Origin of the sequence: Intrasporangium sp. (assembly GCF_036566125.1) — a bacterium.
In the GTDB taxonomy this organism is placed as follows: Bacteria; Actinomycetota; Actinomycetes; order Actinomycetales; family Dermatophilaceae; genus Intrasporangium.
In genome coordinates this window covers 40,490-47,809 of record NZ_DATCWX010000115.1, presented here as the reverse complement: position 1 = coordinate 47,809, position 7,320 = coordinate 40,490, and the positions used below count along the sequence as shown (strand labels likewise).

Annotated in this window: 8 protein-coding genes; 6 read left to right on the top strand and 2 right to left on the bottom strand. The window is 68.6% G+C overall.

Translation table 11 applies throughout. From position 1 onward, the window contains the following. Positions 1-563: SGNH/GDSL hydrolase family protein (locus tag VIR15_RS06990; protein WP_331926749.1), on the bottom strand; the 563-nt coding region annotated here is incomplete at its 3' end. 354 nt (positions 564-917) lie between these two features. Here VIR15_RS06990 and VIR15_RS06985 point away from each other — a divergent pair. From VIR15_RS06985 to hcaB, 4 genes are all read left to right on the top strand, one after another. After that, positions 918-1,496 (top strand): GNAT family N-acetyltransferase, encoded by a 579-nt coding sequence (locus tag VIR15_RS06985; RefSeq protein ID WP_331926748.1) that lies wholly within the window; start codon positions 918-920, stop codon positions 1,494-1,496. A 162-nt stretch (positions 1,497-1,658) separates the two neighbouring features. After that, the gene (locus VIR15_RS06980; RefSeq protein ID WP_331926747.1) at positions 1,659-2,165 is read left to right on the top strand and encodes a nitroreductase family deazaflavin-dependent oxidoreductase; all 507 of its coding nucleotides are present in this window, start codon (positions 1,659-1,661) and stop codon (positions 2,163-2,165) included. 207 nt (positions 2,166-2,372) lie between these two features. Continuing rightward, on the top strand, positions 2,373-5,564 hold the full coding sequence (locus VIR15_RS06975; RefSeq protein ID WP_414654936.1) for an ATP-binding protein: 3,192 nt from the start codon (positions 2,373-2,375) through the stop codon (positions 5,562-5,564). Positions 5,565-5,581: 17 nt separating this feature from the next. After that, positions 5,582-6,388, top strand: coding sequence for a 3-(cis-5,6-dihydroxycyclohexa-1,3-dien-1-yl)propanoate dehydrogenase (gene hcaB, locus VIR15_RS06970; protein ID WP_331926746.1), 807 nt, complete (start codon positions 5,582-5,584; stop codon positions 6,386-6,388). Here the strand turns inward: hcaB and VIR15_RS06965 are convergent. Continuing rightward, positions 6,382-6,642: a hypothetical protein gene (locus VIR15_RS06965; RefSeq protein ID WP_331926745.1), complete on the bottom strand. Its 261-nt coding sequence runs from the start codon at positions 6,640-6,642 to the stop codon at positions 6,382-6,384. The two genes, hcaB and VIR15_RS06965, sit on opposite strands and share 7 nt — an antisense overlap. Positions 6,643-6,788: 146 nt before the next feature. Here VIR15_RS06965 and VIR15_RS06960 point away from each other — a divergent pair, with 146 nt between their 5' ends. Then, positions 6,789-6,920: a hypothetical protein gene (locus VIR15_RS06960; RefSeq protein ID WP_331926744.1), complete on the top strand. Its 132-nt coding sequence runs from the start codon at positions 6,789-6,791 to the stop codon at positions 6,918-6,920. Further along, on the top strand, positions 6,892-7,281 hold the full coding sequence (locus VIR15_RS06955; RefSeq protein WP_331926743.1) for a nucleotidyl cyclase domain-containing protein: 390 nt from the start codon (positions 6,892-6,894) through the stop codon (positions 7,279-7,281). The genes VIR15_RS06960 and VIR15_RS06955 overlap by 29 nt, the downstream gene beginning before the upstream one ends. The last annotated feature ends 39 nt before the right edge of the window (positions 7,282-7,320 follow it).

Genomic DNA, 7,320 nt, shown 5'->3' with positions numbered 1-7,320 from the left:
GACAGACGCGCCATCACAGCGTCAGCGAATGCGGCGTGCAGCGTCGGGCTGGGATGGAATCCGTCGCCGGCGAACATCTCCGGCCCGAGCGGTTCGGCGGTCTGGATTCGGAAGGCTCGCTCGCGAGCTTGAACCGCTGTGGCCCCGATCGCGTCGAAGACCCGACCACGCCAGCCGAGAGCGTCGGCGAGGGGCCGGGGAAAGGCGGGGAAGTGATCGAGGGGTGGGATGCCGAGCAGGCACACCTGGGCCCAAGGAGCGGCGACGAGGATCGCATCGAGAAGCGTCTGAAGTTCGCGGCGGAAACGGGTCGCGCTGTGCAGGCTCTTGAGGTCATTGACACCGATCGAGACGAACACCAGGTCAGCGTCGACCAGAGCTTCGGCAGAGACCAGACTGAGCGCCCGCCCTGCAGTGGCACCTGTCATTGCGCAGGCCTGCCACTCCACCGTCGCCCCGTAGCGGTCGGCCAGCCGCATGGCGAGCTGACCCGCCACCGACGATCGGTGATGTCCGACGGCATAGCCCGCCGCGACGCTGTCCCCGAGCGAGACAACCCTCATGTGGCGATCACCAGAGCCGACGCGCCCCGTAAGGCCTTCAGCCTCAGCGAAGCGGGGCATGGTGCGGATGAGTCGATATCCCTGAAACGTCACGATGGGCAGGCCTAGCCACCACCACTGGGCGCCTCGGTCCTGGATACCTCGGAGACCGGCCTGTCCGACACGCAACAGATCGCCCTGCATCACGCTCCAGATGGTATGCCGCGCACCGGTGCAGCGGTGCCCGCTCGGAAGGCGCGTCGGTCGTCCGTCCCACCATGCGACGACGCGGATGAACAGGCGCGCGACTTGGCGGCATTTGCTGGAGGGGAAAACCGATTGCCGAGCAGGGCGGGGGCTGGGACGCTCCGGGTCATGAAGGAGAGTCCTTGGCCGATGCGGCTGGAGGGTCTGCTGTTCCGCGAGGTCGTGGAATCAGATCTTGACGTGCTGATCTCCTTCCGGAACGACCCTGGCGTCAACCACTTCATGGTGCGCACCTATGTCGATCCCGACGACTTGCGCCGTGAATGGCTCGCCGTGCCGAGCAGTCCGACGGATTACTCGTGTGTCGTCGAACGTGACGGCCGGGTCGTGGCGATGGGTTTTCTCGAGATCGTGGATGGTGCCGGCCAGCCCGGTCACCCCACCGGCACGGAGGGTGTCATCGGCTACATCGTGGATCCGAGAGCCGCTGGACAGGGAATCGGGACGGCGACTGCCCGTGCGCTCCTGCGTGGCGCCTTCGACGGGCTCCGTCTGCGTCGAGTTACCGCCGCGGCGAATGCCGACAACCTGGCGTCCGTAGGTGTGCTAGAACGCGCCGGCATGCGTCGGGAGCGCCACGCCCTCAAAGCGCTATGGCACCGGGACCTCGGATGGCTGGACGAGGTGGGATACGCGCTCCTGCACGACGAGTGGGCTGCGCGGATCGGAGAGACCGCGCACACCTGAGGTCCGAACGTGCCCCGCTGCGTCGGAAGCCGCGTGGGGCGGCTCTCGCACACGGCGATGGACGCGCGGCTGGCGCTGGAGACCGGTGTGGCCGGCCACCCGCCGCGCCACGTCCAAAGTCAGCAGCCCCCCGAGGCGCAACGGGCCCCTACGCTCGTTTGCGTGCAGCTGCGCAGCAACGACGAAGCCAACCCGGCCCAACGGATCCTGCGGGCCGTGGTGGCATCGCGCCCGGGTGCGTGGGTCTCAAAGCGCGCCCTTCACCGGATCGACATGCTCGCATACCGCGTCGCACCGGGCCGCATCCCGCCGAGCCAGTGGCTGGCTGCGGTCCCCGTGGGACTGCTCACGACGACTGGTGCCCGCTCCGGGAAACCGCACACCGTACCCCTCCTGGTCACCACGCTCGAGAGCGGCTGGGGTGTCATCGCATCGAACTACGGGTCGGGGCGGCCACCGGCGTGGTTCTTCAACCTTCGCGCCCACCCCATCGCTTCGCTCGAGCTGGACGGGGTCGCGCACCGGGTGCGCGCGGAGCAGGTGCACGGCGTCGAGAAGGAGCGTGTGCGCGAGGCGGCCTTGGGCTGGTACCGCGGATACATGGCATATGAGGAGCGGGCAGGCGGCCGCGACCTCGGCTTCTTCGTGCTGCACCCCGAGCACGACTGACCTGTGCCCCGGCGCCGTGGCATGTGCCGTGCCAGCTGGAGTGCGCCCGAACTGCGGACGGCGCGGCTGGCCACGCCCTATCGTGGAGGCAACCGCACCGTCGTCTGACGAGGTTTGTTTAGCGAGAAGCCGGCGGGAGGCGCTGACTGGCCCATGGAGAAGGCAGCTGAAGCGCCACGTCGGTTGCCCGCCGGAATCGTCACGTTCGTGATGACGGACATCGAGTCCTCGACCCGGATCTTCCGTGAGATGGGCGATGACTATGTCGGCCTTCTTGCTACGCACAACGCCCTCCTGAGAGGGGCCTTCACGGCTCACCGAGGTGCCGAGATCAACACTGAGGGAGACGCACTCGTGCTCGCCTTCGACGACGCTGGGGAGGCGGTTCGCGGCTGCGTGGCCGGTCAGCTGGCGCTGCAGGCGCACGACTGGCCACCCGGTGCGCAGATCCGCGTCAGGATGGGCGTGCACACGGCTCACGCCGCACCGACGGGTGACAACTACGTGTCGCTCGGGCTGCACCAGGCGGCTCGGATCTGTGCCGCGGCACACGGCGGCCAGATCCTGCTGTCCGAGACCACAGCGAAAGCGGTGTCGGCAGACCTTTCGGCGGACGTCACCCTCTCCCCGCTGGGCTCGTTCCAGCTGCGCGGATTCGCAGAACCTGCCCGCCTCTTCCAGGTGCGGCACGCCGAACTTCCCACGGAGTTCCCACCGCTGCGGGCTTATGGCGTGACACAGCACAACATGCCGTTCCACAAAGCCGCGTTCTTCGGACGTGACGACGACCGGCGCGAACTGGCCGAATACATGCGTCAGGCGCGAGTGGTGACCGTCGTCGGTCTGGGAGGTGTCGGCAAGACACGGTTGGCGGTTCAGGTGGCCTTCGACGTGATGGATGAGTTCGATGATGGTGCGTGGTTGGTTGAACTGGCCTCAGCCACAGATCGGCAGGCCGTGGTAAGTGCGGTGGCTGCCGTGCAGCACATCACAGAGGTGCCTGGACGCAGTCTTGAGGATGTCGTGCTGGACGAGCTCTCGGCCAGGTCAGCCATGCTCATTCTCGACAACTGCGAGCAGGTGCTCGACGCAGCGGCGGGCTTCACGGAGGTGCTGGCGCAACGCTGTCCACAGTTGGCAGTGCTCGCCACCAGCCGGGAACCCCTCGGCATCGAGGGAGAGGTCGTCTGGCAGCTGGGTCCATTGCCGGCGCCGGACCCGGCGAAGGTCGCTGCCGAGGCAGACGTAGCGGCGGAGGCCTCCATCCGGCTGTTCGAGCAGCGAGCAGCATTGGTGCGCCCAGGTTTTCGCATTGATGATGACAACGCGGCCATCGTGGCCCGGATCGTCTGGCAGCTTGATGGCATCCCTCTTGCCATCGAGCTCGCCGCGGCCGCACTCGCCGACAACTCGCTCTCCGGAGTCCTGCGCGGATTGTCGGATCGGTTCTCGCTCCTCACGCACGGCCGCCGCACGGCGCCGGCTCGGCATCAGACGCTCCGGGCGGCGCTCGGATGGAGTCTCGACCTGCTTCCCCCGGACGAGCGCCTGCTCTTCGGCCGGCTGGCAGTCTTTGCTCGGAGCGGCACGATCGTGGCCACACAGGTTGTCTGCGGTACGCCGCCGCTGAGTGAGGCAGACGTCCCGCAGCTCCTGCGGCGGCTGCGCCGCAGCTCCCTGCTGTCCTACCGCGACGACGCGGATGGCTGGGTCATGCTGGACTCGGTCCACGAGCTCGCCAGTATGGAGCTGGCCGCCTCACAGGAGTCCGACGACGTGGCCGCCCGGCATCGTGAGTGGTTTGCCCGGCGTGCTGAGACGCTCGGGAGCCAACTCGGACTGCGGGGTCACACCGAGGCACGGGCCGACTTGCTGGCGGATCTGGACAACATCCGTCAGGCTCTCGCCAGCGGCGTAAGTGCCCGTGACGGTGACCGCTCGTTGCGTACGGCCGTCGCGATGGAGCCGTTCTGGGTATCGCACGGAGACTGGAGCGCTGGCGTGAATCACCTGCGCCAGGCGCTTGGCGTGCCGGGAGCCGAGGCTCGGCGTGGCCAGGCGTTGACCGCGTTGGGGAACCTGCTGATCCTCCGCGGTGAGACGGTCGACGCCGAGCAGTGCTTCCTGCAGGCGGCCGACATCGCGGCCGGCAGCGACGACGAGATCACGCTCGCCCGGTCTCGTTCTGGTCTTGGCTATGTCGCCTTTCGTCGCTCCGACCTCGAGGGGGCCGAGACGCGCTGGCGGGACGCCCTGACGCACGCCGACAGGGCGGGCGACGAGCGCGTTGCTGCAGGCGTCCTCCGCAGTCTCGCGATCGCCGCTGGCGCCCGCGGTGACCAGACGGCGGCGGCCGAGCTGATCGACCATGCGATTCGCTCAGCCGAGCGTGTTCAGGATGACCAGCTGCTCAGACTGCTCCTCGGCTCGAGGGCGGAGATGGACCTCTGGCTCGGCCGGTACGACCACGCGATGGACCTTTACGGCGAGGCGCTCAGCCTCGCCTCGACCATCGGTGACGTTTCTGCGCGTGCGTTGCTGCTCTGCGAGCTGGGCTGGGTCTCCCTGCTCACCGGTGACCTGCCCACAGCGGGGCGGTTGGCCGGTGAGGCGCTAGAGGTGGCAGAAGATCTCGGTAACCGCCGGGCGATGACCAGCTCCCTGCGGCTCACGGCCGAGTCCTCGCTGCGGCAGGGCCGATTCGGGGACGCGGACGAAGAGCTGCAGCGTGCGCTCGCCGTGGCCGAGGGCTTGGGTGCCCCCGCTGAGACCGCCGGTGTCAGGTGCACCCAGGCCCACGCTGCCCTCGAGCAGCGGGACCACAGCGCCGCGACGCAGCTGGCAGAATCCGCCCTCGCCCTCGAGGCCCTGGGATACCCCATGCGCACGACCTTCCCCCAGTGGGTCCTCGGTGTCGTGGCTCTGGAACGCGGTGACCTGAACGAGGCCGACATCCAGTTTCGCGCCGGTGTCGGAAACCGTGCCACCGCCGCACCACGTCACCTGGCCAACAGCAGGTGGGGTCTGGCGCGAGCGAGTCTCGCCACCGGCGATGCACCCGAGGCTGCCCGGCTGCATCGACAGGCCCTGAGCCTGCGTCACAGCATGGGTGATCGGCTCAGCGTGGCGGAATCTCTCGTCGGCGCGGCGGCCGTCATCGCCAGCGCGGACCCGTCCATTGCCGACGCCCTCTTGTCAGAGGCCGGGCGGATTCGCGACTCCTGCGCCGCAGTGGCGACGCCACGTCAGACTGGTGACCTCGCAGCGGTCCGCGCGCTCCTGGACGCGCGCCCGCGGGTCGTGGAGGAGGAAGGGGCCCCGGCTGAAGCTTCGGCGGTGGATCGTGCGCTTCGTGCTCTGGCCGAGATCGAACGCTCAGGCACGACGCGAGCCGACTGACAACCAAGGAGGACTGCATGGGCTGGCTGGAAGGCGACGTGGCACTCATCTCGGGCGCGGGTTCGGGACTCGGGTTGGCGCTGGTGGACCGCTTCGTCGCAGAGGGCGCCCGAGTGCTCGCACTCGACCGTGACGCTGACCGGGTGCGGAGCGTCGAGGCGAGCTACCCCGGCAAGGTGGCCGGCATCGCGGGGGATGTCACCGTCCCTACGGACAACGAGAAGGCGGTGGCCTTGGCCTTGTCGGTCTTTGGACGCCTGGACACGTTTGTCGGCAACGCGGGCCTGTTCGACTACGGCGCGCGCTTGGTCGACACACCCATGGAGGCGCTGAGCCGCGGCTTCGACGAACTCTTCGCGGTCAACGTCAAGGGCTACCTGCTGGGCGTCAAGGCCGCAGTCGACGCTCTCATCGAGTCCGGCGGAAGTGTCGTACTGACCGCCTCGGTGGCGTCGCGGAATGCCGGCGTCGGCGGTGCCGTGTACACCGCATCGAAGCACGCGGTCGTCGGTCTGGTCGAGCAGCTGGCCTTCGAACTCGCGCCGAACGTTCGCGTCAATGGCGTCGCCCCGGGCTTCATGCGCACGGACATTCGGGGCCCTCGGGCCCTGGGCCTGGCGGACCGCACCCTGGGCTCGATGCCGGATCTCGACGAACTGGCGCGTGCGCTGCTGCCTATGCAGTTCCTGCCCGATCCGTCGGACTACACCGGCCATTTCGTCCAGCTCGCCTCGCGAGCCAATGCGGCCGCCACGACTGGCGTCGTCGTCGAGTGCGACGGCGGCTTCTCGGTGCGGGGCATGGGACCGCCTCCCGGTCAGTGACGAACGAGCTGAGACAGGCTCATTGCCCGGCCAGTGAGGCGGCGCGCTCGGCGTCGCTCTTGAGGATCGGCCATCACGTACCACCCAGTGCCCGGGCCGTAGAGGGCCTCGCCGATCCGCGACGAGCGTCGCGCCGATCCGAGCTCGTTGGGGTCGTCGGGGATGTCCTCTTGGCCGAGAACCTGCTTCCACCACCCGGACAGCTCGTAGGCGTTGTGGCAGTCGATCGACGTGTGCGAGACGCGTAAAGTCATGGAGGACAGCCGGGACATCACCCTCTCCAAGATCACCGACGTCTCGTTCGACCAGTCGCTGCTCGACCGGATGATCAACTCCGGCTCCCAACCACGTCCAGCAGCTGATCAACCGCCTCATCGACGAGGACGACACGCGCCGTCGCATGGTGGTCAACGGCCGGGCCGAGCACGGACGGCCGGGTTACGAGCCGGCTGAGGACGGCGACGACGAGGGCCGTATGCCGCTGAGCTCGGACCCCGACCGACGTGACCGTCCCCGGCTGGCTGAGGAGTGACAAGGCGGCGATGCCGACGGTGCTCCTCGAGCTCGACGCCGTGACGAGCTACGGGCTCGTCAGCGCGGCGCCCCTCGCGACGTACCTCGTCTCGCTGGCCGCGGCCGGCTGGTGGGCCGACCGTCGTGGGCCGGTGCCCGGTGTCCACAGGGCGGAGGCGAGCCGGGCCGGCATCGACGACATCGGAGGCGGCGTCAACCTCGCCGCCCGCATCAGCGTGGCCGCGGCTGGTTTCGAGGTGCTGGCGAGCGTTGTGACGCTGGAGTCGTCGCGACGGCGCGACCTGCCGGCCGATCGTCGGTCGGTGAAGCTCAAGGGCTTCAGCGAACCCATCGACGTCGCGTCCATCGGCTGGCGGTGACGTGCCTCGACGCGAAGCGCGATACCCGATACGCGTCTT

Coding starts and splice junctions, on each gene's coding strand:
- VIR15_RS06985 (WP_331926748.1), top strand. CDS start 918: ATGAAGGAGAGTCCTTGGCCGATGCGGCTGGAGGGTCTGCTGTTCCGC.
- VIR15_RS06960 (WP_331926744.1), top strand. CDS start 6,789: ATGGTGGTCAACGGCCGGGCCGAGCACGGACGGCCGGGTTACGAGCCG.
- hcaB (WP_331926746.1), top strand. CDS start 5,582: ATGGGCTGGCTGGAAGGCGACGTGGCACTCATCTCGGGCGCGGGTTCG.
- VIR15_RS06965 (WP_331926745.1), bottom strand. CDS start 6,642: ATGACTTTACGCGTCTCGCACACGTCGATCGACTGCCACAACGCCTAC.